The 23,331-nt window shown below is 39.2% G+C and carries 20 protein-coding genes and 3 tRNA genes; 4 read left to right on the top strand and 19 right to left on the bottom strand.

All coding sequences use genetic code 11. The features are described from left to right. Positions 1-19 precede the first annotated feature (19 nt). The 3 genes from lysA to LLF28_03725 all read right to left on the bottom strand — a co-directional run bounded on the left by lysA (position 20) and on the right by LLF28_03725 (position 4,541). Positions 20-1,276, bottom strand: coding sequence for a diaminopimelate decarboxylase (gene lysA, locus LLF28_03735; protein MCE5194553.1), 1,257 nt, complete (start codon positions 1,274-1,276; stop codon positions 20-22). A 208-nt stretch (positions 1,277-1,484) separates the two neighbouring features. After that, a complete protein-coding gene (locus tag LLF28_03730; protein MCE5194552.1) occupies positions 1,485-2,084 on the bottom strand; it encodes a hypothetical protein in 600 nt (199 codons plus the stop codon). A 15-nt stretch (positions 2,085-2,099) separates the two neighbouring features. Then, positions 2,100-4,541, bottom strand: coding sequence for a molybdopterin-dependent oxidoreductase (locus LLF28_03725; protein MCE5194551.1), 2,442 nt, complete (start codon positions 4,539-4,541; stop codon positions 2,100-2,102). 292 nt (positions 4,542-4,833) lie between these two features. Here LLF28_03725 and LLF28_03720 point away from each other — a divergent pair, with 292 nt between their 5' ends. The 3 genes from LLF28_03720 to ribD all read left to right on the top strand — a co-directional run bounded on the left by LLF28_03720 (position 4,834) and on the right by ribD (position 8,766). Next, positions 4,834-6,771: an aconitate hydratase gene (locus LLF28_03720; protein MCE5194550.1), complete on the top strand. Its 1,938-nt coding sequence runs from the start codon at positions 4,834-4,836 to the stop codon at positions 6,769-6,771. A gap of 52 nt (positions 6,772-6,823) precedes the next feature. Next, positions 6,824-7,618, top strand: a complete 795-nt coding sequence (locus tag LLF28_03715) for a M48 family metallopeptidase (GenBank protein ID MCE5194549.1) — start codon at positions 6,824-6,826, stop codon at positions 7,616-7,618. 65 nt (positions 7,619-7,683) lie between these two features. Continuing rightward, positions 7,684-8,766, top strand: coding sequence for a bifunctional diaminohydroxyphosphoribosylaminopyrimidine deaminase/5-amino-6-(5-phosphoribosylamino)uracil reductase RibD (ribD, locus tag LLF28_03710; GenBank protein ID MCE5194548.1), 1,083 nt, complete (start codon positions 7,684-7,686; stop codon positions 8,764-8,766). Here ribD and LLF28_03705 read toward each other — a convergent pair. Continuing rightward, entirely contained in the window at positions 8,759-10,240 is a 1,482-nt protein-coding gene (locus LLF28_03705; GenBank protein MCE5194547.1) for a leucyl aminopeptidase, read from the bottom strand. The genes ribD and LLF28_03705 overlap by 8 nt on opposite strands. Positions 10,241-10,379: 139 nt before the next feature. On the opposite strand from LLF28_03705, the gene LLF28_03700 reads away from it, so the two are divergent. Continuing rightward, entirely contained in the window at positions 10,380-10,910 is a 531-nt protein-coding gene (locus LLF28_03700; GenBank protein MCE5194546.1) for a hypothetical protein, read from the top strand. A gap of 6 nt (positions 10,911-10,916) precedes the next feature. Here LLF28_03700 and LLF28_03695 read toward each other — a convergent pair whose 3' ends face one another. From LLF28_03695 to LLF28_03625, 15 genes are all read right to left on the bottom strand, one after another. Beyond that, positions 10,917-11,795 carry a phosphoribosylaminoimidazolesuccinocarboxamide synthase gene (locus LLF28_03695; GenBank protein MCE5194545.1) on the bottom strand — a complete coding sequence of 293 codons (879 nt, stop codon included), beginning with the start codon at positions 11,793-11,795 and terminating at the stop codon, positions 10,917-10,919. Between the two features lie 36 nt (positions 11,796-11,831). Beyond that, on the bottom strand, positions 11,832-13,850 hold the full coding sequence (locus tag LLF28_03690) for a hypothetical protein (GenBank protein MCE5194544.1): 2,019 nt from the start codon (positions 13,848-13,850) through the stop codon (positions 11,832-11,834). A 2-nt stretch (positions 13,851-13,852) separates the two neighbouring features. Further along, entirely contained in the window at positions 13,853-15,310 is a 1,458-nt protein-coding gene (locus LLF28_03685; protein ID MCE5194543.1) for an ATP-grasp domain-containing protein, read from the bottom strand. Between the two features lie 162 nt (positions 15,311-15,472). After that, complete coding sequence (locus tag LLF28_03680; GenBank protein MCE5194542.1) at positions 15,473-15,934, bottom strand: YqhA family protein; 462 nt, start codon at positions 15,932-15,934, stop codon at positions 15,473-15,475. Positions 15,935-16,009: 75 nt separating this feature from the next. Beyond that, positions 16,010-17,995: a cation:proton antiporter gene (locus LLF28_03675; protein MCE5194541.1), complete on the bottom strand. Its 1,986-nt coding sequence runs from the start codon at positions 17,993-17,995 to the stop codon at positions 16,010-16,012. Positions 17,996-18,173: 178 nt separating this feature from the next. Then, on the bottom strand, positions 18,174-19,217 hold the full coding sequence (locus tag LLF28_03670; GenBank protein ID MCE5194540.1) for a mechanosensitive ion channel family protein: 1,044 nt from the start codon (positions 19,215-19,217) through the stop codon (positions 18,174-18,176). Between the two features lie 25 nt (positions 19,218-19,242). After that, positions 19,243-19,332 (bottom strand) — tRNA-Ser (locus tag LLF28_03665). Positions 19,333-19,438: 106 nt separating this feature from the next. Then, positions 19,439-19,894: a tRNA adenosine(34) deaminase TadA gene (gene tadA / locus LLF28_03660; protein MCE5194539.1), complete on the bottom strand. Its 456-nt coding sequence runs from the start codon at positions 19,892-19,894 to the stop codon at positions 19,439-19,441. A 9-nt stretch (positions 19,895-19,903) separates the two neighbouring features. Then, positions 19,904-19,980: transfer RNA gene (locus LLF28_03655), tRNA-Arg, on the bottom strand. Between the two features lie 11 nt (positions 19,981-19,991). Beyond that, entirely contained in the window at positions 19,992-20,552 is a 561-nt protein-coding gene (locus tag LLF28_03650; protein ID MCE5194538.1) for a hypothetical protein, read from the bottom strand. A 21-nt stretch (positions 20,553-20,573) separates the two neighbouring features. Next, positions 20,574-20,666 (bottom strand) — tRNA-Ser (locus LLF28_03645). A 61-nt stretch (positions 20,667-20,727) separates the two neighbouring features. Beyond that, positions 20,728-21,120 carry a type II secretion system protein GspG gene (locus tag LLF28_03640; GenBank protein ID MCE5194537.1) on the bottom strand — a complete coding sequence of 131 codons (393 nt, stop codon included), beginning with the start codon at positions 21,118-21,120 and terminating at the stop codon, positions 20,728-20,730. Further along, complete coding sequence (nifU, locus tag LLF28_03635; GenBank protein ID MCE5194536.1) at positions 21,117-21,491, bottom strand: Fe-S cluster assembly scaffold protein NifU; 375 nt, start codon at positions 21,489-21,491, stop codon at positions 21,117-21,119. Before nifU ends, LLF28_03640 begins: the two co-directional genes overlap by 4 nt. Beyond that, complete coding sequence (locus LLF28_03630) at positions 21,473-22,672, bottom strand: cysteine desulfurase (GenBank protein ID MCE5194535.1); 1,200 nt, start codon at positions 22,670-22,672, stop codon at positions 21,473-21,475. The genes nifU and LLF28_03630 overlap by 19 nt, the downstream gene beginning before the upstream one ends. Before the next feature lie 138 nt (positions 22,673-22,810). Then, positions 22,811-23,320: a nitroreductase family protein gene (locus LLF28_03625; protein MCE5194534.1), complete on the bottom strand. Its 510-nt coding sequence runs from the start codon at positions 23,318-23,320 to the stop codon at positions 22,811-22,813. Positions 23,321-23,331: the final 11 nt, after the last annotated feature.

The raw sequence follows: 23,331 nt of genomic DNA, 5'->3' as shown, positions 1-23,331 counted from the left end.
ATGAAAGGAGTTTATAGATTCACTTTAGAAAAGAAGGGATATTTTCACTGCTTATCAAGTCATTTAACGTCTCTCTCTCTCTTATCAGAAAATGCTTATTGCCTTTGACCATTACCTCTGCAGCACGCGGACGGCTGTTATAGTTTGAGCTCATAGAAAATCCATATGCTCCTGCACTCATTACTGCAAGATATTCGCCTTCTTTTAATCTTGGAATCTCTCTGCCTTTAGCGAGAAAATCTCCTGATTCACATATAGGGCCTACAACATCAGCCTTGACATTCGGCCTCTTGGATTTAATAACAGGCTGAATATTGTGATATGCATCATACAGGGATGGTCTCATCAGGTCATTCATTCCTGCATCAACAATGAAAAATTCTTTTTTATGGCCCTTTTTAATATAAAGAGTTTTTGTGACGAGTATCCCTGCATTCCCGGTAATAGATCTGCCGGGCTCAATTATAAGTGTCATTTCCCTGTTTTTCAAAAGAGGCAGAAGATTTTTTGCCAGATCTTTGGGCAGAGGCGGTTCCTCGTTATTATAAGGAATTCCAAGTCCGCCGCCTATATCTAGATATCTGAGATTCACTCCGTGTGTTTCGAGATTCTGAAGAAGAACCAGTATTTTTTTTAATGCATCCACAAAAGGAGAGACTTTTGTGATCTGAGAACCGATATGTTTGTGGATTCCGACAATCGCGATATTTTTGAGCTTGCTCGCAATTCTGTAATACTCAAGCGCGTTTTCTATCGGGATCCCGAATTTGTTTTTCTTTAATCCTGTTGAGATGTAATGGTGTGTCTGAGGGTTGATATCAGGATTGATTCTCAATGCAACGGGCGCCTTTGTCTTCATTCTGCCTGCTATTTCATCAATCTTTTTCAATTCAGATTCAGATTCCACATTGAACATCAAAATCTTTGATCTTAGAGCGTATTTTATCTCGTCATCTGTTTTTCCTACTCCGGCATAAACTATTTTTTTGGGAGATATCCCTGCTTTGAGCGCTCGATGCAGTTCACCGCCTGATACTATGTCTGCTCCGCTGCTGTGTTTTCCGAGCAGTCTCAGCACTGCGAGATTTGAATTTGATTTAACGGCAAAACAGATTATATGCGGATAGCCCCTAAACGCCTCATCATAAGCTCGAAAGTGTCTTAGCAAAGTGTCATGGCTGTAAATATAAAGAGGCGTCCCATATATCTCGGCAAGTTTTTTTACAGGGACATTTTCAGCATATAATTCATTTTTTTTGTATTTAAAAAAATGCATCTATAATTCTCCTTGAACTAAAATATCATATATTTTTACACAGCAAACAAAATAAAGTCAAAAATATGTTTTTCGATAATTAATTTCAAAATTTAACTTAACGTAAAGTTAAATTTTCTTAGCTCTAGAAAATATTAGTGATATTTTAATACACAAGATACCGGCTGGGTTATAAGCGCACCAGCCGGTATTTGGGAAGCATTTAAAACTATCTTATGTTTCCTACTGCATTATCTTCTTGTCCTTTAGGCATAATGTACAGAACTGAAGGATTTGTTTTTAAAAAAGGGAATAGCGGTTTCGCATTAGCTGCGATTTTAGCAAAATCAGGATTGCTGAATTCTCCAAAATGTCTTGCTTTTGCAGGACAGCTTTCAACGCATAAGGGTTTCTTGCCTTCTTCTACTCTGCTTAGACAAAAATCACATTTTATCAATTCCTTATCTTCTGCGTCCCATTTCAATCTACCGTAAGGACATGCATTAATGTTGCTCTTTTCATATTTCATCTTTTGATTAATTATTACTATCCCATCATCTCGTTTGCTTATCATACCTTTCTTCAGATTTGTTTTACATGCCGGTTTCTCGCAATGGTTACATAACACAGGGAGATAATACATTTTCAAGTCGGGAAATTTTCCAGCTGGCACATCTTTTTTATTCCATTTATTGTCTGCACCAACAGTGTGCACTTCGCTTAACAAAATACCCACCTTTGTAGTGTTTTCCATTCTGCATGCAAGCGTACAGGTATTACAGCCAAAACATCTTTTCAAGTCTATAATTAATCCGTATTGTTTGCCCATTTTCATCATCCTCCTTTACGCTTTTTTTACTTCAACAAGGGTATCATAAAACGGGCTGTTTGATTCCCTGCGTAGTTTCTTGTTATTTGATGTAGCCTTTGTAAGCGTGTCATGCGTAAGGTCATTATGATGTCCTCCGCGATAGTGCTTCGGCCACCATCCTTCAGGTATATGAACACAACCAGGCATTATACCTTCAGTAACGAGTGCTTTGCATTTCAATCTGCCCCTGTCATTAACCATATTGACAAAATCACCACTTTTGATTCTACGAGGCGTTGCATCCGATGGATGTATACTGATTTGCGGTTCTGGGTTCAATTCGAGTATAGAGGGGCTATAGCCTCCGAACTGCGAATGAGCATAATATCGAGTGTGTCCCTGCTGGAACATAAGAGGATATTTTTTAAAGAGCGGATTTAAAGGAGAAACTTCAAAAGGTTCTTTATATAGAGGGAGTTCTTCCCCAAACTCCTTCAGCCACTCTACATAAAATTCAATCCTCCCGGAATCAGTCAGGAATTTTTTATCTGCCCATCCAATATATGGGTCAGGAACATTTATACGGCACGCCCCCTGTTTCAGCTTTGCAAGCGTGATCCCTTTAAGCTCGGTTGCATTTGGATTATTGAGCAGAATTTCAAGCCACTCCTCAGTTGTTTTTTCAAAATATTTTCCAAAGCCGAGTCTCTTGGCTATCTCACCATACACCTCTATTTCCGGCTTTGCTTCATACATCGGCTCTATCACTTTTTGTTGAAGTTGCAAGTAGTAATGCACAGCAACCGCAATATCTGTTTTTTCAAACCATGAACATGCAGGAAGAACAATATCAGCATATTCAGCAGTGACAGTCATGAACTGATCCATCACAACAAAAAATTCATAATTAGGCAATATCTCATTTACAAACTTGTTTTTTGCTGGAGATTGATTGATCGGATTTTTTCCCGACACCCAGAGAAATTTTGTTTTCTTTGCTATATCAGGATTTCCTGTAAGGTGCAGTCCTGGCAAAACCTTCAGAGGCTTACCTGTAGGGCTGAGAAACTCCTTCATGTTAAACCGTGACAAGGCAGAACCGCCGATAGCTTGTGTCCCGCCGCCATGAAGAACTCCACCTCCAGAATTGCCAATGTTCCCGGTCAAAGCGCCAAGAGTGATTACCGCTCTCTGCGCATTATGTCCGTCCATGTACACATGAAATGACCTGCCTATTCTGATAAGGCTGGGCTTTGTTTTGCCGTACTCGATAGCAAGCTGTTCAATTTGTGCTGCAGGTATGTTTGTAATTTCAGATGCAACTTTTGGAGGATACTTGTCAGCAAGCTGTTTGAGCAGCGAAAAAGCTGTTTCAACACTAATTTTCGAGCCATTTTTAAGTATGACCTCTTTTTTAACGATTAATGCCTGATCCACATTTTCAGACGCATGCTCAAGCTTATCTCCTGATTGGTCAAATACCATGTAGTCATCGCCGCCTTTTTCATTTATGTCCTTGTCTCGCAGAAACATTCCGTTGTCACTTCTGACAAGAAATGGTCCGACAGTATACTTGGCGATAAAGTTCTTGTCATGCAGATTTTTATCAATAATCACATGCATCATCGAAAGAGCCAGTGCGCCGTCAGTTCCAGGCTTGATTGGAATCCACTTATTAGCTCTAGATGCAGTAGAAGTAAATCTGGGGTCAATTACAACTATTTTTGCGCCATTATCCATAGCATCATACATAAAATGCATATCCATCATTCTTGATTCAGAGGTATTTTCGCCCCAAAGTATAATAAGCTTTGAGTTTTTATAGTCAGAAGGTTCTGTATAGCCGAGAAGCGAGCCGCGAGGAGTTCCACCTTTCCAACTCAGCGTCATAAGGTTCCCTACAGCAAGATCGCCATGAAGCGAGATTGATGCTACTGCCTGAGCATCCAGAAGATTTGCAAGACGCCATCCTGATCTGCTGTTCAGAACTGTACTTGTGCCTCCTCCAACCGGCATGAACACGAGCGAATCACTCCCATGCTTTTCTTTTATCTCTGTGATTTTTGATGCGATAGTGTCTAGCGCTTCATCCCAAGTGATACGCTTCCATTTCCCACTACCCCTTTCCCCTACCCTTTTCATAGGATATTTAAGACGATCTTTATGGTATGTTCGCTCCAAATGAGTTAGTCCTTTAAGGCAGATTCTTTTATACTTGGGGTCAGGAAACTCAGCGGGCTCTATTTTCACAATCTTACCGTTTTTTACAAAAGCGTTCATCCCGCATACCTGCCCTGCGCATGAGGGTGAGCAGGCGGTTCTGATAATTTGATCGTAAGTTATTGATTTGGAGCGGGCTTCAGCATCAACACCGAATACCATCCTAAATAAATCAGGACAGAATGTTACAACAGTACCTATGGCCACCCCTGTTTTTATAAATTCTCGTCTTGTAATTTTTTTTCGTTTAGACATTATGAGTCTCCTCCTTGTTTAAATAGAGAATCTAATGCAACGAATATATTTGACGATTAACTTATTTTTCAATTACCTCCTTTAGCTTAAAGCCTCCTTTATGTCAAAGTTATAGTCCTGCTAGAATGAAAAGTCAAGGCGCAAAAAATTTCATATGACCTCAAGAAAAAGTAAAATAATTAACAAAATGCAATTTAATGCAAGATATAACCATAATTCATTTTGGATTTAATTTATTCAGATATGTTAAATTTTTATAAGCAAGCAGATTAGAATTTTATCGGGGGATAGTTTGGGAAAGAATATAGTTGAAAAGATTTTTGGATCACATCTGGTTTATGGAGATATCAAACCTGGAAGCCCTATTGGCCTTAAGGTTGATGAGGTCTATACTCAAGACGCAACAGGAACAATGACATGGCTTCAATTTGAGGCAATAGGACTCGATAAAATTAAGGTACCTCTTGCTGTGTCATACGTTGACCATAATATGCTTCAGTCAAATTATATGAATGCTGACGATCACCTGTTCCTTCAGACTGCTGCCGCGAAATATGGCGCTTATTTTTCACGGCCAGGCAATGGAATATCCCACCAGATAAATCTTGAAAGATTTGCAGCTCCAGGCAGGATTGCTCTTGGGACAGACAGCCATACACCGACAAACGGCGGCATGGGAATGATCGCAATAGGAGTCGGAGGTCTCGATGCTGCAACTGTAATGGCAGGCTCTCCTTTTGAGATTAATATGCCTGAGGTTGTGCTTGTAAAGCTTAACGGAAAACTCCCTAGGCCTTGGGTAATGGGAATGGATGTGATACTCGAGATATTAAGAAGGCTTACTGTCAAGGGCGGAGTTGGAAAGATAATCGAATACGGAGGAGAAGGCGTTAAGGACTTAAGCGTTACAGAACGAGCGACAATTACTAATATGGGCGCTGAACTTGGCGCAACAACATCCATATTCCCGAGCGACGAAAGAACAAAATATTTTCTGAAAGCGCAAAAAAGAGAACAAGAATGGGTAGAGCTTTCTGCTGACAAAGATGCAGAATATTCTAATATCATCGAACTGGATTTGAATTCGCTCGAGCCAATGATTGCAAAGCCTCACAGTCCTGATTCGGTTGTTCCTGTCAGAGAGCTTGCAGGCACAGAGGTAAATCAGATATGCATTGGCAGCTGCACAAATTCTTCGTATCAGACAATGAAGGCAGTTGCATCAATTCTAAGAAAGAATGTTGTTTCAGAAAAAGTTAATCTTCTGATCAATCCAGGATCAAAGCAGGTTTATGAGATGATGGCAAAAGAAGGGCTTACAGCCGAGATGATTGCTTCAGGCGCAAGAATGCTTGAATCTTCGTGCGGACCCTGCATTGGGATGGGAGGTTCGCCTGGAAGCGCACAGGTATCAGTAAGGTCTTACAATAGAAATTTCATGGGAAGAAGCGGGACAAAAGACGCACTGGTATATCTTGCAAATCCCTTGAGCTGCGCTGTGTTTGCGATAAGAGGCGTAATTACGGACCCGCGTTATTCCGAACTCAAGGTTGAAGAATTCAAAGAACCGTCAACGTATCCTGTTAACGACAACATGCTTATTCCTCCAAGAGAAGATTACAGATCAGTTAAGGTTATTAAAGGACCTAATATAAAAGAAGTGCTTGTAAAAAAACCTCTTGGTGAGGAGATAAAGGCAGAGGTACTGCTTAAACTAAAGGACAATATAACGACCGATGATATTATGCCTGCTGGTTCACAGCTTCTGCCTTTGAGGTCAAATATTCCTGCTATATCGGAATATGTTTTTCACGGCATTGATGCGACATTCAGTAAAAGGGCAAAATCAGCGAGTGAACACGGCGGAGGCATCGTAGTCGGCGGAGAAAATTACGGTCAGGGTTCATCGCGCGAACATGCTGCAATGGCTCCGATGTTTTTGGGTCTTCAGGCTGTTATTGCGAAATCATTTGCAAGAATACACAAGTCAAACCTGATAAATTTCGGGATCCTGCCTCTGCAATTCAAGAATCCGTCTGATTATGAAAAGATAGAAAAGGGCGACATGCTTGCAATAAGGAATATTATTAATTCTCTGAATTCTGAGCAGATATATAAGATCGAAAATCTGACAAAGAATTTTACTTTTGAGGTTCTGTCTGATTTTAATGACAGGCAAAAAAACATAATTATAAAAGGCGGGCTGCTGCCTTATACAAAGCAGCAATAGATTTTAATTCTGAATCAATGAATTGAGAATGTTGAGGCTTAAAATAAGCATTATGAAAAAAATAATCTTTGCAGTATCAGCTCTCGTATTTCTGGTTGCGTGTTCAACAGTCCCTATTACAGGCAGGCAGCAGCTGAAACTCATACCTTCCGATACAATCCTGACAATGAGCAATGACTCATACAAAGAGTTCCTGTTAAAAAATAAAGCAGTTTATAATACAGAAGAAGCATTAATGGTAAGCAAAGTAGGCAAAAAAATTGCAAACGCTGTAGAAAAATATCTTGCCCAGAACAACCTGTCTGATATCGTGAAAGATTACAAGTGGGAATTCAATCTAATCGAAGATAAAAGTGTGAACGCATGGGCTATGCCCGGAGGAAAAGTAGTTGTTTATACAGGGATACTTCCTGTTGTAAAAAATGAGACCGGCCTTGCTGTGGTGCTAGGGCATGAAATTTCGCATGTAATTGCAAATCACGGTGACGAAAGGATGAGCCAGATGCTCGTCGCAGAATTAGGAGGAGTGGCTCTTGATGTGGCTCTTTCAAAACAGTATGGAAAGACTAATCAGCTGTTCATGGCTGCATATGGCATCGGCGCTCAGATAGGAGTCCTTCTGCCTTACAGCAGACTGCAAGAGACAGAAGCAGACAGATTAGGATTAATATTTATGGCGCTCGCAGGGTATGACCCAAGAGCCGCAGTTGTTTTCTGGAAGGAGATGTCTGAAAAACACAAAGGGAAACAACCGCCGGCATTTTTGAGCACGCATCCTTCTGATGCAACAAGGATAAATGGTATTGAGACATTTATCCCAGAAGCGATGCATTACTATAAAAAATAATTATTAAATTCTTACAGCGTGTTTATTCTTAGAAATCCAATCAGAATAAGGTAAAATATTTATCTATGAATGATGCTCTGATGATGAAGAGGGTTTTGAGGCTTGCAGCTAAGGCAAGCGGAATGACAAGCCCTAATCCGATGGTTGGCGCTCTTCTTGTTAAAAACGAAAAGATTATTGCTGAGGATTTTCATAAAAAACCCGGAACTCCGCACGCTGAAGCGCTTGTAATCCAAAAAACAGGTGCAAAAGCAAAAGGCACTGCACTTTACGTCAATCTCGAACCATGCTGCCACACAGAAAAATTAACTCCGCCCTGTACAAAGGCAATAATTGAATCAGGGATAAAAAAAGTTATTTTAGGAATGAAAGATCCTAATCCCAAAGTTTTTGGCAGAGGGATTAAAGAGATGGAGAATGCAGGGATAAAGGTTGTCTCTGGTGTGCTGGAAAAAGAATGCGTAAAATTAAATGAAGCTTACATTAAATACATAACAAAAAAAATACCTTTTGTAACAATGAAAGTTGCAATGACTCTGGATGGAAAGATAGCAACTCCGGAAGGCGAGTCAAAATGGATTACAGGAGAAAAGGCAAGACAATATGTTCACAACCTGAGAAGCAGCACTGATGCAGTTATGACTGCGATCGGGACTATTAAGGCAGATGACCCGCAATTAACTTCAAGAATAAAAGGCAAGAAAGATCCTGTAAGAATCATAATTGACCCAAGACTCGATATTCCCATTGATTCTAAAATTCTTATTACCCCGCCTCAGACAATAATAGTTGCCAGTTCAAAGTTGCAGGATAAAGAGAAGAAAAATACTTTGCTTGGCAGGGGGGTCAGGATTATTGAATATGAGGAAAAGAATCTTGATCTTAAGTGGCTGATGAATATTCTTGGAGAGTTGGAGATCTCATCTGTAATGATTGAAGGAGGGTCTTCATTGAACAGCCATGCGCTTGAAGACGGTATTGTGGATAAAATCATGTTTTTTATAGCCCCGAAAATAATAGGCGGAAAAGAATCATTTACTGCTGTTGGAGGAAAGACTTTCAGAAAACTTTCAGAGGCATATCAGATAAAAGACATAAATCACAAAACTATTGGAGAGGATATTTTGATTGAGGGATATATTAACTGAAAGTTTTTAATTCCTTTGCTATAAAATCCAGAATAAGCCTTACACCTATTCCTGATGCGCCTTTTGCAAGATAAGGTTTTTCCTTGTCAATCCATGCTGTTGAGGCTATATCAAGATGCACCCATGGCGTATCTTGAGCAAATTCATACAAAAAATATGCTGCTGTTATCAGTGAACCGCTTCTGCCGCCGGTGTTTTTAATATCAGCTATATCACTTTTTAAATAGTCCTTATATTCATCGAACAGCGGCATTTCCCATGCTCGTTCATAAGTCCTCTCCGATGATTTTTTGATCTTATCAAGCAGTTCACGATTATTCCCCATCATTGCAATTGCCTCATTGCCGAATGTGATTGTACATGCTCCTGTTAATGTTGCAATGTCAATTATTGCGCTCGGGTTAAAATGCTTTGCATATGTTATTGCATCTGCAAGAACAAGACGGCCTTCAGCGTCGGTATTTATTATCTCTATGGTTTTCCCGTCCAGCGCTTTTACAATATCGCCGGGTTTTGTTGCAGATCCGCCCGGAAGATTCTCTGTTGCAGGCAATATGCCGACAATGTGTATAGGAAGTTCAGCTTCAGAAACTGCCTTGAATATTCCTAACACAGCAGCGCCGCCCGACATATCATCCTTCATTTTTTCCATGTTTTCAGAAGGCTTGAGTGATATGCCTCCGCTGTCAAAAGTTATTGATTTTCCTATGAGCACAAGGGGTTTTATTTTTGAGCTGGATTTTTTACCTCGATATTCAAGCAAGATAAATTTTGGAGGTTGATGAGAACCTTTGCTTACTGAAAGATAAGCTCCCATCCCCAGTTTCTCGGCTTCTATTCTCCCTAAAACTTTTACTGAAAGGTTCTTTTTTCTTAATGACAGAGCTGTTTTTGCAAGATGGGTCGGCGTCATGTCATTTGATGGTGTGTTAATCAAATCTCTTGCAAAATTCACTGCATCAACAGCTGTTTTTGCCCAGATAAGTTTTTCTTTAAGAAGTTGTGAGGGTTTTGCAAGAAGCGTAAGAATATCTATCCCATACTGTTTTTCTTTTTTTAAATATTTTCTGAATTTATATAAACTCAGAAGCGAGCCTTCGATAAAATCTGAAGAAGAGAGTTTTAATGATTCAATAAGGCTTGTTGAAAGACCTGTTTTTTTAATGCCTCTTTCAGCAAGATACGCAGCTGCCTTGCCGCCCGCCTGTCTCAATTTTTCAGGAGAAATATCAGTTTTTTTGCCAAGACCAATAAAGAGCAGTCTTTGAGGTTTGATATCTTTGGGTGAATGAATAAGCAGAACTTCATTATGTTTGCCGCTGAATTCTTCCGTAGAAATTTTTTTCAGGAAAGAATGAGTTTCAGGACTTATTTTACTGTAATAATCAAGTTCACCCTCTACTACAGGCAATATTAAAGCATTGCATGGGAATTGTCTTTCCTTTACGTTTTTTATTGTCAGATTCATAGCCATAAGTTTTCTTTCCAGATGCAAGTCTTGTGTATGGAAGAATTAATGTTGAATTATAACAGAGCATTTGCGGTATTTCAACTTGATTTAATATGTAGATATAGTAAGAATAATACTCGTGAATGATGAGCATAAGATAAATATGGCTGCAGAAAAAAGACCTGGAGATACCATTGAGGTTGTAACGCTGGATTATAAGGGAACTCCCAAAAGAACAGAATATTTTGATATTATCGAAAAACTCCTTCAAAGAAAAAACAAGAAACAAGCTTTTAAAACAATAAAAGATGCAATGATTGAACTTCCTGATGATCCATTTATAAAGTCTTATTATGGTTACCTGCTTACTTGTGTAGAGGGCAGATTTGCAGAGGGAATCAAATTGTGCAAGGATGCTGTAGACAGACTGGGCTTTGCGTTTACATCAGAAGAGAAACGATATCAGGTATTGCTTTGTCTTAATCTTGGCAGGGCATATCTTGCAGCAAGACAGAAGAAGCTTGCCATAGCAGCTTTCAGATTTGGTCTCAGAGTTGATAACACAAACAATGACCTTCTCTGGGAAATCAGAAAGCTTGGAAGCAGAAGAAAACCTGTGTTCCCGTTTTTAAAAAGAAGCAATTTGATAAATAAATACGCAGGCCGTATTGCTGCGAAATTTAGGCTAGAATAAAAATTTCTACGCTGTAAGTATCTTGTATATTTCTCTGTACCTGTCAGCCGCCTTGTTAACAATTTCATCGGGGAGTTCCGGCCCCGGATAAGTTTGATTCCAGTCAAGTGTGAGCAGATAATCTCTTACTATCTGTTTATCGAAACTGTCCTGCGGTTTTCCGGGCTGATAGTTTTTGATAGACCAGAATCTTGATGAATCGGGGGTTAAGAGTTCATCGATGATAATAAGTTTGTTTTTGTAAATGCCAAATTCCATTTTTGTGTCAGCAATGATGATCCCTTTTTTCTCAGCAATGTCTCTGACCTTGCTATAAACCTTAAAACTTACATTTCTCAAACTCTCTCCAAGCTCGGAGCCGACTATTCTTTTTACCTCTTCAAAACTTATGTTTATATCATGTCCTTCTTCTGCTTTTGTGCTTGGAGTAAAAATAGGCTCTTCCAACCTTGATGATTCAGAAAGTCCTTCAGGAAGTTTTATCCCACCGGCAGTTTTGCTTTTTTTATATTCTTTCCATCCTGAGCCTGAAAGATAACCCCTGACAATACATTCAACAGGCAGGGGCTCTGCTTTTCTGACAAGCATGCTTCTGCCTTCAAGAATGTTTTTATATTTTTGAAGAATCTTAGGATATTCTTTTACATCTGTTGCAACAATATGATTCTCGATAATATTCTTTATCTTATCAAACCAGAATATCGAAATTTGCGTAAGTATCCTTCCCTTATCAGGAATCCCGTTCGGCAAAACAACATCAAATGCAGATATCCTGTCAGTAGCTATAATCAGTAAATAATCATCAACTTCGTACACATCCCTGACCTTCCCGCGCCTTAGAAGTTTAAGATCATTCAGATTTGTTTCCAGCACTATATCTGCCATTCCTGTCCTCCTGTAATTTTCTTTGAATAAGCTTAATCAGTATCTCTCAATAACAAAAAGTAGTTGTTCTTCTTGTACAGAATCGTTGAGTTTTATGCATATCTCGATTATCTGGCCGTCAAATGGCGCGGTGATTACATTTTCCATCTTCATGGCTTCAAGATTTGCGATCTCTTCGCCTTTATGGACTATATCTCCGATTCGGAGAGTTCCTCTTTCAGTATTGCCTATTCTCCAGACATTTCCATTAATAGGAGCTCCGATATCATTAGCTGTTTTTGCGATCCGTATTTCTGTTTTCTTGGCTCTTGGAGTTTCTACTTTGTAGACACGGGTTCTGTTGTTAACACTCATAACAACATGAATGATGCCTTCGTTTTCAGAGCCTATAGAGACAAATTCTACTGAATAAGGTTTCCCCCATAATTCAAAATTTACTATGTCTCCGGGTTTTTTAAGTCCTTCTCTCCAGACATCTGTTGGAAGCGCCAATGGGGCTTCGCCGTATTTCTCTATAAATTCAATATACCCCAGCGTATCTTTAGGATGCATCAGGTAGAGTATAAGTTCTTCTTCTTCAGATTCCCTGCCCAAATATTCAGAAAGTTCTTCCCGAATTTTTTGAATGTCGTCAGGCTCCAGCGATTCAAGAGGGGAAAGTTCTTTGCGTTCGTTTATCTTTTCCCTCCATTTATCTCCAAATGTGCTTTTATACACCCAGTCTGCTGGCCACCCAATAGGGAGTTTCCCATAATTTCCAAGAAGAAGGTTTTTAAAATCTCCGGGCGCATTTCTAAAAAGCATAAAAAGTTCTTCCTGTTCTTCTTTGGTCATCTCTTCGATTTTCTGTTCTTTTTCTTCTATAAATTTTGTCAGAAGCTTGATTATATGTTTTACTCCGGCATCTCCTTTTTCTTTTGAATATCTGTTTATGATCCCGCTGCATGTGACCCATGTAATCTGTGAGCCGGGTGTAACATCAAAATATTTTACAATCCTGTTATATAAAGACATAATTTTTAAAATAGCAGGCATAAGATGAAGAAACTCGCCTTTTTCAGCCTGTTCGAATGAACTTGGAAATGCTCCGCCGGGCATTCTATGAAGAGTAACTGTATGATCATAGCCTTTAAAAGGCGACTCAGCCCATTCATATTGTCCGATCCATTCGCGTACTTTCTGAACAGCTTGTTCTGTCTCTTTTCTGTTTAGATGAACAGGAATTCCTGATTCTTCAAAAAAAGCCTGAACGCTGAGAATAGGAGGATGGCTGTAAAAACGGACAAGCGAATCTTCCTGAACATCGAATATTTTGGCTCCTGCTTTTGCAGCAGCTAAAAAAGCAGGTATTGCGAGACCATCAGTTATGTGCCTGTGATATTGTATGATTAAGTCCGGATATTTCTGTTTTATTGCATTGACAAGACTGCCTATTCTTGAGATATCTCCAACACCAGCCATATCCTTGATACAGAGGACTATCTCGTTTGTTCCTCCGCATAGATCTATGATGTCTTTAACAACCGAAAGGTAATAATCATTTGTTGTCCAATCAGCGGATGTAAATGATATTGCAGGCTCAAAGAGTTTCCCCCTTTTCATTACAACCTCTGCTACTGTGCGCATGTTTCTTACGTCATTAAGAAAAGAAAAACACCGCCATATGTCGATATCAATCTTTGATAAAACATATTCGATGACATTTTTAGGATATGGTCTGTATCCCCAGAGATTAGTCTCTCTTACTAATGTCTGCAAAAGCACATCAGGCATTGACTGCCTTAGAATATCAATTTCTTCAAAAGGGCTTTCTCTTCTGTTCATTATGCCTACATGCCATTTTGCTCCTCCATGGCATTCAGCGCTGAAAAGTCCCATCCTATTGTAGTATGGAGCTAATGTCTTGAGATCATATATGCGATGGCGGTTCTTGAAATCAGATTGTCCGGCATCACGCATACCAACAGATGTCAGGCATACACCTTTAAGAGAGCGTATGTTTTTAATTATTTCCCTTGGGGAATGCCCTGGTTTTGTAAAAATATAATCTTTCATGCTTACATCCATTTTTGAGTTCCCAGCGCTGATATTTCAGCGACATATCTTGCTATCTTGAGCACTTCGTCTTCACTGTTCTTTTCTGTAAACATGGATATCAATTCATCCATATGTTCTTCGATAAAGCGTGTGGAAAAATCTCCCTCTATGAAAGACGGATGTCTTATGATGCTCAACAAAAGCGGCGCAAGGGTTTTTACGCCTTCCACTCTCAGGTTTCTTCCGAGTGCACGGTCCATAACCCTGATCGCATCTTTTCTGTCAGCTCCTGCTGTCATAAGTAGCATGAACAGTGAATCATAATAAGGAGGGATGTCAGAGCCTTCATAAACGCCTGATGCTACTCTTACGTTAGGACCCATCGGGACCTGAAGTCTTGTTATCTTTCCAAAAGATGGGCTGAAATTTTTTGGATCCTCCGCATTAAGGCGGACTTCAAGAGCCCAGCGGTTTGGGTGAATGTCAGACTGATTGAAAGGCAGTTTTTTCCCCACTGCTGTATCAAACATTATTCCGACAATATCTAATCCTGTTATAAGTTCTGTTATTCCGTGTTCGACCTGGAGCCTTGTATTGACTTCCAGAAAATAAAATTTTCTTGCAGCCGAGTCAAAAATAAATTCAACTGTTCCTGCAGTTGAATAGCCTATTTCTTTCATGAGGCGGACTGCCTGACTGCAGATATCATAACGAAGATTATCGTCAAGTGTCGGAGACGGCGCTTCCTCTATAATTTTTTGATTGCGTCTCTGTATAGTGCATTCTCTTTCAAACAGATGCGCTACATTGCCATCATCATCAGCCACTACCTGGACTTCAATGTGCCTGCCGCGTTCAATGTATTTTTCTACTAATATGGTATCGTTTCCGAATGATTTTTTTGCTTCAGATTTTACCTGTGCAAAGGCCAGTTTAAGACTGTCTTCATTTTCGACCTTTACCATTCCTTTTCCGCCGCCGCCTGCCGATGCCTTTAGCATAATAGGGAAACTAACATTGCTGTTTTTCAGCCATTTTTTTATCTGGTCTATGCTTGTGACATTATCAATGCCGGGGATGGTTGGCAGATTAGCCTTGCCTGCAATTTTTTTTGATTCGATCTTGTCTCCCATTATTTTGAGAACCTCGGGCTTAGGCCCAATCCAGACCAGCCCCTCATCAATAACCATCTGTGCAAAGACAGGATTTTCTGCCAGAAATCCCCAGCCTGGATGTATTGCGTCTGACCTGCTATGAATAGCAGCTTTAATTATTTTTTCCATGTTCAGATAGGACTCTATTGGCGGAGCTTCTCCAATATGCACAGCAGTATCTGCCATGAATACATGGTGAGCCAGCCTGTCTGGCGCACTGTATACAGCAGTTGTAGATATTTTTCTGTCCCTGCATGTGTGCATAATTCTTACAGCAGGCACTCCGCGATTTGCAACTAAAACACTTTGGATTTTTTTGTTCATATCAGCCCTTTAATGACGGAATAAATTGAGCATATATTATACAAAAGGATTTCAAAAAAGGTAATTGGATGTTTTAATTAAATTTGTTTTTTAAAAAAGACAGATATTTATAAAAATATCTGTCTTTTTTATGTTTTGAAAAATATATATCTAAACGGATAATTAGTTCTGTTTCTCTTTTCCACCAAAGTAAGTGAATGCTATAAGCGCTGCAGAAACAGCAGCAACGCCTAAGCCGTAATTATAAGTTCCTTGCGGATCTCTCCATTCAACAAGATGTTTGAGAAATGTAACGGCCATGATGAGTATTATCACGCTGCTTAGTTTTACTTTTAGTTCTTGAAGATTGTTTATAGCAAGCCACTCTGGAAGGGCAAGCTTGCCTATGAAAAGCTCGTGCAAGGCGATAGCAAAGATAAAGAGAATTATTGCAATAAGAAAAATATCCATAACTTCTATAAAGCCTGCGAATGCATATGGATCTCTCCCATAGGTAACAATAAGATTAAAAGTCACAGCAATAGTTTTGTAAGCACCCCATAAAAAAGCAAATGCAGATGAAACAGTGGAAGCGATAATCGCAATCCATATAAGATACCTGCTTTTGTCCAGTAATTCGTCCATCACTTAACTCCTTTCAAATATTAATTTTGCAATGATAATTATAAAAATGTTGGTATTATTAATTCAAGCTGCATATTAGGCTTCCATCTTTTTGAAATATTTCATCGCTGTATTAATGCTGTCTTTGTTGCCTGTAAAAAATATGATGTCATTTTTGTTGAAACTGAATTCAGGATTAGGATTAGTAAATACCTCATCTGATCGTCTTATTGCAATGATAGTAATGCCTGTTTTTCTTCTTATCTGAAGACTGCCGATGCTCTTGTGTATCATATCGGAATTTTCTGGAATCCTGTAGCTGTCAAATGGAAGTTCTGATAGCCAATCATATTTTTCAAACAATTTATCGCTGAATCCTATATTTCGCAGGACATTATAGCTGTTGCTCCTTATTTGCTCTATCATGTCTTGGATTACGCTGTATGGGAATTTATAATGATTCAAAACTCGTGCGAACAACTCGATGGAGGTTTCAAATTCTTCTGGTATTACTTCATCAGCTCCAAGTCTCCTTAAGTCTTCAACCTCTGCAAGATACTTGGTTCTGACGACGATATGAATCTTGGGATTTTCTTTTTTTGAGATTGAAACTATTCTTCTTGTTGAAGCTGGATCTGAAATAGCGATAACAAGCACTCGTGCTTTTTCTATGCCCAGCTTGCGGAGAATATCTTTGCTTGTGCCGTCCCCGTAATATATTGGTTCTCCTTTTTTCTTCATTTCTCTCACAGTATCGTTGTTCATTTCAAGTACAACATAAGGCAGAGAGGCTTCTTTTAATACCTTTGCAAGATTTTTCCCGTTTAGGCCAAAACCAATTACTATTACATGGCCTTGTCTCTTCCCGGGAATAGATTCACTGTCTTGATATTTTTTGCGCATACTGATTTTTCTGACCAGATGGCTTGCTGTTACCCATGCAGAAACTGAGGGCGAAACTCTCAGAATAAAAGGCGTTAATGCCATTGTTAAAACTGATGAAGCAAGAAACATCTGATATATGCCATCTGATAATAACCCCGCTGATTTTCCTGCAATTGCAAGAACAAAAGAAAACTCGCCAATCTGCGCTAACCCTAATCCTGAATTGATAGCCACTCTAAGAGAACTGCCAATAATTAGCGCTGAAGAAAATCCTGTAATAATTTTAATAAATAATATTATTCCGACTGCAGTTAATACATTCAAATAATTCGAAGAGATAAAATTCAGATTTATAAGCATTCCGATTGATACAAAAAACAGTCCTATAAAGCTGTCAGCAAAGGGCAAAATGTCTGAAGTTGCCTGATCAGCATAATCTGATTCAGCTATTATGAGTCCTGCCAGAAAAGCTCCGAGGGCAAGCGAGAGGCCAAATCTTGAAGTGAGAAACGCTACCCCTAAGCATAAAAGGATGATTGTTATCATGAACAGTTCGCGGATTTTTGTATGCACTACTTGATGGAGAATTTTTGGAACAATCCATCTTGCGCTTAATATAACTGCGGTAAGTATTAAAAGTGCTTTCCCAGTCTTAAATCCTATCTCAATTAAATTCATGCCACTTCCAGAAAGCACTGGAATGAGGAGCATAAGCAAAACTACGCACAGATCCTGAAAAATCAAAATTCCTACCATCGTTCTGCCATGAGGAGAGTCTATTTCACCTTTTTCCGAAAGTATTTTAAGTACGATTGCGGTACTGCTTAAGGCAACAAGAAAACCAAAGAAGATTGCTTGGTTAAGATTTTTATTGAATATGTATGCGATTACAGCAGACAATGAAATTGTCAATGATACCTGTGCTATCCCACCGCCTATAACAGCTTTTTTTATTCGAGCAAGTCGAGCCAAAGAAAATTCTATTCCGATTGTAAAAAGAAGTAATATAACTCCTATCTCTGCAAGCATTTCAACATAGTGTGAATCTCTAATCAATCCTATGCCGTGGGGACCTATTATGGCGCCTGCTATAAGAAAACCTACGATGGAAGGAACCTTGAATCTATGCAACAACAGGACTACGAACGCTGAAGCAGCAAAAATAATAACCAGCGATTTTAAAAACTCAAATTCCATTAATTTTATAGTAGCATAAAATATGTTTTATTTTATTGCGGTGTTTACTGCTCTATTCAATTATAAAAAATGTCCGAATTGCAGGAAAATCAAGCATTTTAAATCTGTCCAAAAAAATGAAACTTTTATCTGCAAAAAATCCGGGTATAAGTTCATCTTGCATCAGCTTTAATAAGCTTTACTGCCCTGTGTCTTGGCCATGCTTCATATACACTATCCTGTGCGGGAAGGGTATCTCTATCCCCTCTTTTTTAAATCTTTTAAATATTCTTTTTCTCAGTTCATGTTGTGCAGACTGTTGATCGGCAAATTCTCTGACAGAAACTGTGAGTGTGAAATCCAGTGAACTTTCTCCAAAGCCCGGGATTAACCTGACAAAAGGCTGAGGATTGTCCAATATAATCTGTGTTTCAAAAACAGCCTCATTTGTTTCTTCGAGAATAATTTTCTCTACTTTATCTATATCTGAGCTGTAACTTACAGGTATGACGATCGATAAAGCTGATCTTTTTTCAGGAAGGTGATAATTTGTGACTATACTTTGTGAAAGTTTATTGTTGGGGATAACAATCATATTATTTTGTATCATCCTTATCCTTGTTGTACGCCAAGTGATATCTTCAACATATCCTTCTTGTCCGTTGTCAAGTTTTATAAAATCCCCGATTCGTATTGATTTTTCAACCAGTATATGTATCCCGGCAAAAAGATTTGCAAGAGTATCTTGAAGAGCAAGCGCAACTGCAAGACCTCCGACCCCAAGAGCAGTAATGATGGGAGTTATGGATATTCCAAGAAAACTCAGGATTATCAGTATCCCGATTGCGATAATTGTTCCCTTGAGAATGCCGTATGCAAGTCCTGTTGTCGGAACAGGAAGATTTGATTTTTGTATATAGTTTCTGAAGAGTTTACCCGCAAGATTGGCAGATATTATTGTGACTGCAAATATGATAATTATGTAAATTATTTTGGTTATCTGAGACATATATTTTTGAGACAGATCTGATGATGTTATTCCGATATAAATTCCTATAGCAAAGACAATGTAAATAGTCGGTATTTTGAATGATTCAATCATCAAATTGTCGAGTTTGGTTTCTGTTTTTTCAGCCCATTTATGAAAAAATCCAAACCCTAGTTTTCTAAGGACAAGAAGAACAGTTATAGAGATTGTACAGACAAGAACTGGAGTTAACATTTTTTTAATATCTTCGTACATTTATTCCTCCGAAGTTTTTTATTATTGGCGGAGGGGGAGGGATTTGAACCCTCGGTGAAGTTGCCCCCACAACGATTTTCGAGACCGTCCCATTCAGCCACTCTGGCACCCCTCCAAAGAAAAAGCTAAATTCTAAAGACTAAGAATTATTTAGTTTAAATAAAGAAGCTAAATAAATGAATATCATGTTCGATGAAAAATATTCTAAATACCGGGGTGAATCACCGCCTTTCTTTAAAAAAATTTTTCAACATTTCTGCGCATTCTTTTTCAAGAACACCTGAGGCAATTTCAACCTGATGATTGAGCCTGTTATCTGAAAGAATCTGATAGAGACTGTTGACTGCTCCGCCTTTTTCATCCCTGCATCCATAAACAAGCCTTGCGATTCTTGCATTCAGCATTGTGCCGGCGCACATAATGCATGGTTCTTTTGTCACATATAGAGTTGCATTGCTCAGGCGCCAGCTGTCGCTTTTTTCACTGCCAGCTCTTAATGCCAGTAATTCAGCATGGGCAGACGGGTCTTTAGAAGTCTCACGGAGGTTATGATTTTTCGATACTATTGAGCCTTTACTAACAAGAACAGCTCCAACCGGAACTTCTCCTTTTAAAAAGGCGAGAGAGGCTTCTTCTAAAGCCAGTCTCATAAAAAATTCGTCGGTTTTTATATCCACTGGATTATATGGCGCGCCCTGAGGGATTCGAACCCCCGACCTGCGGATTCGTAGTCCGACGCTCTATCCAGCTGAGCTAAGGGCGCGATATCCGTAATTATTTTATTACAGCTTCTTTTAAGCTGAAGTTGTAAACAGGATGATCAAATGGATGTATTGACTGTAGTTCTTTTCTTCCCCACAACCATCCCCACTGTTTTTCCGATGTTGGGAATATCTGGTTTTTCCCGTCAAATATCCTTACTGCAACTGCAGGATTAATTAGTTTATTAGAAGTAGAAGTAATTGCATCTACATCCATCATAAAATGCGGGAGAAATTCTCCAACAATTATTTTCAGGTTGGAATCCGGAACTGTAAAATCACTGTTTAAATTAATCTCGTATTCCTGAGTTTTTTTTGTTGATTTGTTTTCAACAATAATCTTTACAGCCTTCCATTTTCCTTTTACATCAGCAGGAACTACTATCTTTAATTCATTTTTCTGAATCGGCTCAGTGTTTGCAGGCTTCAATTGATCTGAGTTCTTAGCATCTGAAAATTGTTGTGCGGTTGCTGCAACTGGCACTGGCTGGTTTTCTTGTTTCTTGCACGCAACGAGTGCCGTAAGAAACAAGCTGAGCGCTAGCGCTAAAATTTTCTTATTTTTCTCTGTCATTTTATACACCATCCTATTTTATGGCGGAGAGGCAGGGATTCGAACCCTGGGTGAAGTTTTACCTCCACAACCGCTTAGCAGGCGGCTGCCTTCGACCTACTCGGCCACCTCTCCTCTAGAGTCAAAGACTCAAAAGCGAATGATATTCTAACAGCCTGAAAAACTATTTGTAAAGTTACCAGCTTTCGAAGTCTTTTTTCTGAGACTTTACTTTGCCTGTGGAGGGATCATAAACGAAAGGAATTCCGAATGGGTCTAGTATGTTTTTATTCTGATCAATAATGTGAGGCTCCAGGTATTTTGACCTGATCATTGTATCTTTAGCAGGTACGACAAAATTCTCTGTCAAAAGTTCCTGAAGACTTTTTGGGTATCTTCCCTTTGTAATTTTGAAAAGAAGTATTGACTGTCTGATATTGGTTAGTTCTGTTTTTAACGCAGTTTGTTTTGCTTCCCATGCTAAATCTTCATAATAGCCCATAACTGTTACTATCAAGACGCTTATTGCTATCAGGACTATTAAGGTTTCTACGATGCTTGAGCCCTTTTTGTTTTTCAGTAAAGTCATTTAATCCCTTTTTTGCTCCTATAATCCTCGATAGCTTTTTTTAAAGCATCGGCGCCTAGATTTGAACAGTGCATTTTCTGAGGAGGAAGTCCTTCCAATTCTTTTGCAACCTGTTCCTTTGTAATAGAAAGAGCTTCATCAAGCGTTTTGCCTTTTACCATCTCTGTTATCATACTGCTTACTGCAATTGCAGCTCCGCAGCCGAATGTCTTGAACTTTACATCCACAAGCCTGTCATTTTCCACTTTTATGAATATCTGCATTACATCGCCGCATGTCGGATTTCCTTCAGTGCCGACTCCGTCGGCATCCGGAATCTCTCCGACATTTCTTGGATTTGTAAAATGATCCATTACTTTTTGACTATACATTCTCCACCTTCTCCTTCAATCCCCCATTTTTTATTATAGGGAGAAATATCTCTTAATCTTTTTATTATCTGAGGAAACTCAGCAATCAGGTAATCGATTTCTTCTTCCTTGTTGTCTTTGCCTATGGTAAATATTATTGAACCCTGTGCAATACTTGACGATATGCCCATTGCAAGCAGGACAGGCGATGACTTTAATGCCTTTGAAGAACATGCTGAACCGCTTGCAGCATAAATTCCTTTTGCGCCAAGCAATAATAGCATTGCCTCACCCTCTATAAATTCTATGCAAAAACTTGCATGCCCATGCAGTCTTTTGTCAGGATGTCCTGTGAAAATAACATTGTCAATGCTCATGATTCCTTTAAAGAGTTTTTTTGCTAATTTTTTCATGTGATCTGTTCTCGCTGACATTTCTTTTTTTGCAAGTTCAGCCGCCATGCCCATGCCCACAATTGCAGGAACATTTTCTGTGCCTGCTCTTTTGCCGTTCTCCTGCACGCCTCCGTAAATTAAAGGGACTATTCTTGTGCCTTCTCTCACATATAAAGCGCCAGCGCCTTTTGGTCCATAGAACTGATGCGCTGACATGCTTAAAAGATCAATGCCAAGCTCATTAACATCAATAGGCAGATTCCCGGCTGCTGCAACTGCATCAGTATGGAATGTAATGCTGTTTTGTTTTGCGATAGCAGCGATCTCTTTAATAGGCTCAATTGTTCCCACTTCGCTGCTTGCATATATCAATGAGATGAGTTTTGTCTCTTTGGTGATAGATTCCTTTACATTATCCGGGTCCACCATTCCATATTTGTCCACAGGAAGATATGTGACTGTAAATCCCATTTTCTCGAGAAATCTTGCTGGGTTTATTATCGAATTATGTTCGATCCTTGAGACTATAATGTGTTTGCCTTCATTCTGTCTTGCATGGGCGATTCCTCTCAATGCAAAGTTATTTGCCTCTGCTCCGCTGGATGTGAAGACTATTTCTTGTGGTTTAGAATTTATTAATCCAGCTGTCTGTGACCGCGCATTTTCCACTGCTTCCTTTGCCTTTATCCCAAGCTCATAAAAACTCATGGGATTGCCGAAATTCTCCTTGAGATAAGGAAGCATTGCATCAAATACTCTGCTGTCAAGAGGATTAGTAGCAATATTATCAAGATAAATTTGTGTCATAATTAACCTGTTTTCTCTCTGGCATAAATTTGCAATAATCTTTTGTTAAACTATAAAACAGATTCATTAAATCTATCAAGTGTTCAAAGAAAATACAAAACACTCACGGCTTGCAGTTGATTGTTAAAAAATATCTGCTTACCAACTGTTTTTGTGAATTCTTTCATTTTTAAATCTATTTTCTGCAGGTCTTTTTTCAGCAGGGTATCCTATGGATATTAGGGAGAAAGGGATAATGTTCTCTGGAACATTAAGGAGTTTTCTTATATTTGCAACACGGTCTTGTCGTGGATATATCCCCAGCCATACAGCGCCCAGCCCTTTGGCATGTGCAGCAAGAAGAAAATTTTCTGTTGCTGCCGAACAGTCTATCATCCAATAGTCTTTGTGTGTCTCAAGTGAAGGGTCTCCGCAGACGAGTACAGCTGCTGGAGACTTCTTAAGCATTAATGAATGAGGATGAAATTCAGGTATGCTGTCAAGAGTTTTTCTATCATCAATAACAATGAAATGCCATGGCTGCTGGTTCCCGGCTGAAGGCGCGCTCATGGCAGCTCTGATAAGTTCTGTTATCAGTTCTTTTGGAACAGGCTGCGCTGTATATTTTCTAATGCTCCTTCTGGTCAAAATCGCATCTATCGCGTCCATATTGCCTCCAT

This window comes from Nitrospiraceae bacterium (assembly GCA_021373015.1).
Classification (GTDB): Bacteria; Nitrospirota; Thermodesulfovibrionia; order Thermodesulfovibrionales; family UBA1546; genus JAJFTJ01.
This window is presented reverse-complemented; position numbering and strand designations above follow the sequence as displayed.

Excerpts from the sequence above, each read along its gene's own strand:
- lysA (MCE5194553.1), bottom strand. The coding sequence starts at position 1,276 with ATGCATTTTTTTAAATACAAAAAAAATGAATTATATGCTGAAAATGTC.
- LLF28_03730 (MCE5194552.1), bottom strand. The coding sequence starts at position 2,084 with ATGGGCAAACAATACGGATTAATTATAGACTTGAAAAGATGTTTTGGC.
- LLF28_03725 (MCE5194551.1), bottom strand. The coding sequence starts at position 4,541 with ATGTCTAAACGAAAAAAAATTACAAGACGAGAATTTATAAAAACAGGG.
- LLF28_03715 (MCE5194549.1), top strand. The coding sequence starts at position 6,824 with ATGAAAAAAATAATCTTTGCAGTATCAGCTCTCGTATTTCTGGTTGCG.
- ribD (MCE5194548.1), top strand. The coding sequence starts at position 7,684 with ATGAATGATGCTCTGATGATGAAGAGGGTTTTGAGGCTTGCAGCTAAG.
- LLF28_03705 (MCE5194547.1), bottom strand. The coding sequence starts at position 10,240 with ATGGCTATGAATCTGACAATAAAAAACGTAAAGGAAAGACAATTCCCA.
- LLF28_03700 (MCE5194546.1), top strand. The coding sequence starts at position 10,380 with ATGGCTGCAGAAAAAAGACCTGGAGATACCATTGAGGTTGTAACGCTG.
- LLF28_03695 (MCE5194545.1), bottom strand. The coding sequence starts at position 11,795 with ATGGCAGATATAGTGCTGGAAACAAATCTGAATGATCTTAAACTTCTA.
- LLF28_03690 (MCE5194544.1), bottom strand. The coding sequence starts at position 13,850 with ATGAAAGATTATATTTTTACAAAACCAGGGCATTCCCCAAGGGAAATA.
- LLF28_03685 (MCE5194543.1), bottom strand. The coding sequence starts at position 15,310 with ATGAACAAAAAAATCCAAAGTGTTTTAGTTGCAAATCGCGGAGTGCCT.
- LLF28_03680 (MCE5194542.1), bottom strand. The coding sequence starts at position 15,934 with ATGGACGAATTACTGGACAAAAGCAGGTATCTTATATGGATTGCGATT.
- LLF28_03675 (MCE5194541.1), bottom strand. The coding sequence starts at position 17,995 with ATGGAATTTGAGTTTTTAAAATCGCTGGTTATTATTTTTGCTGCTTCA.
- LLF28_03670 (MCE5194540.1), bottom strand. The coding sequence starts at position 19,217 with ATGTACGAAGATATTAAAAAAATGTTAACTCCAGTTCTTGTCTGTACA.
- LLF28_03650 (MCE5194538.1), bottom strand. The coding sequence starts at position 20,552 with ATGACAGAGAAAAATAAGAAAATTTTAGCGCTAGCGCTCAGCTTGTTT.
- LLF28_03640 (MCE5194537.1), bottom strand. The coding sequence starts at position 21,120 with ATGACTTTACTGAAAAACAAAAAGGGCTCAAGCATCGTAGAAACCTTA.
- nifU (MCE5194536.1), bottom strand. The coding sequence starts at position 21,491 with ATGTATAGTCAAAAAGTAATGGATCATTTTACAAATCCAAGAAATGTC.
- LLF28_03630 (MCE5194535.1), bottom strand. The coding sequence starts at position 22,672 with ATGACACAAATTTATCTTGATAATATTGCTACTAATCCTCTTGACAGC.
- LLF28_03625 (MCE5194534.1), bottom strand. The coding sequence starts at position 23,320 with ATGGACGCGATAGATGCGATTTTGACCAGAAGGAGCATTAGAAAATAT.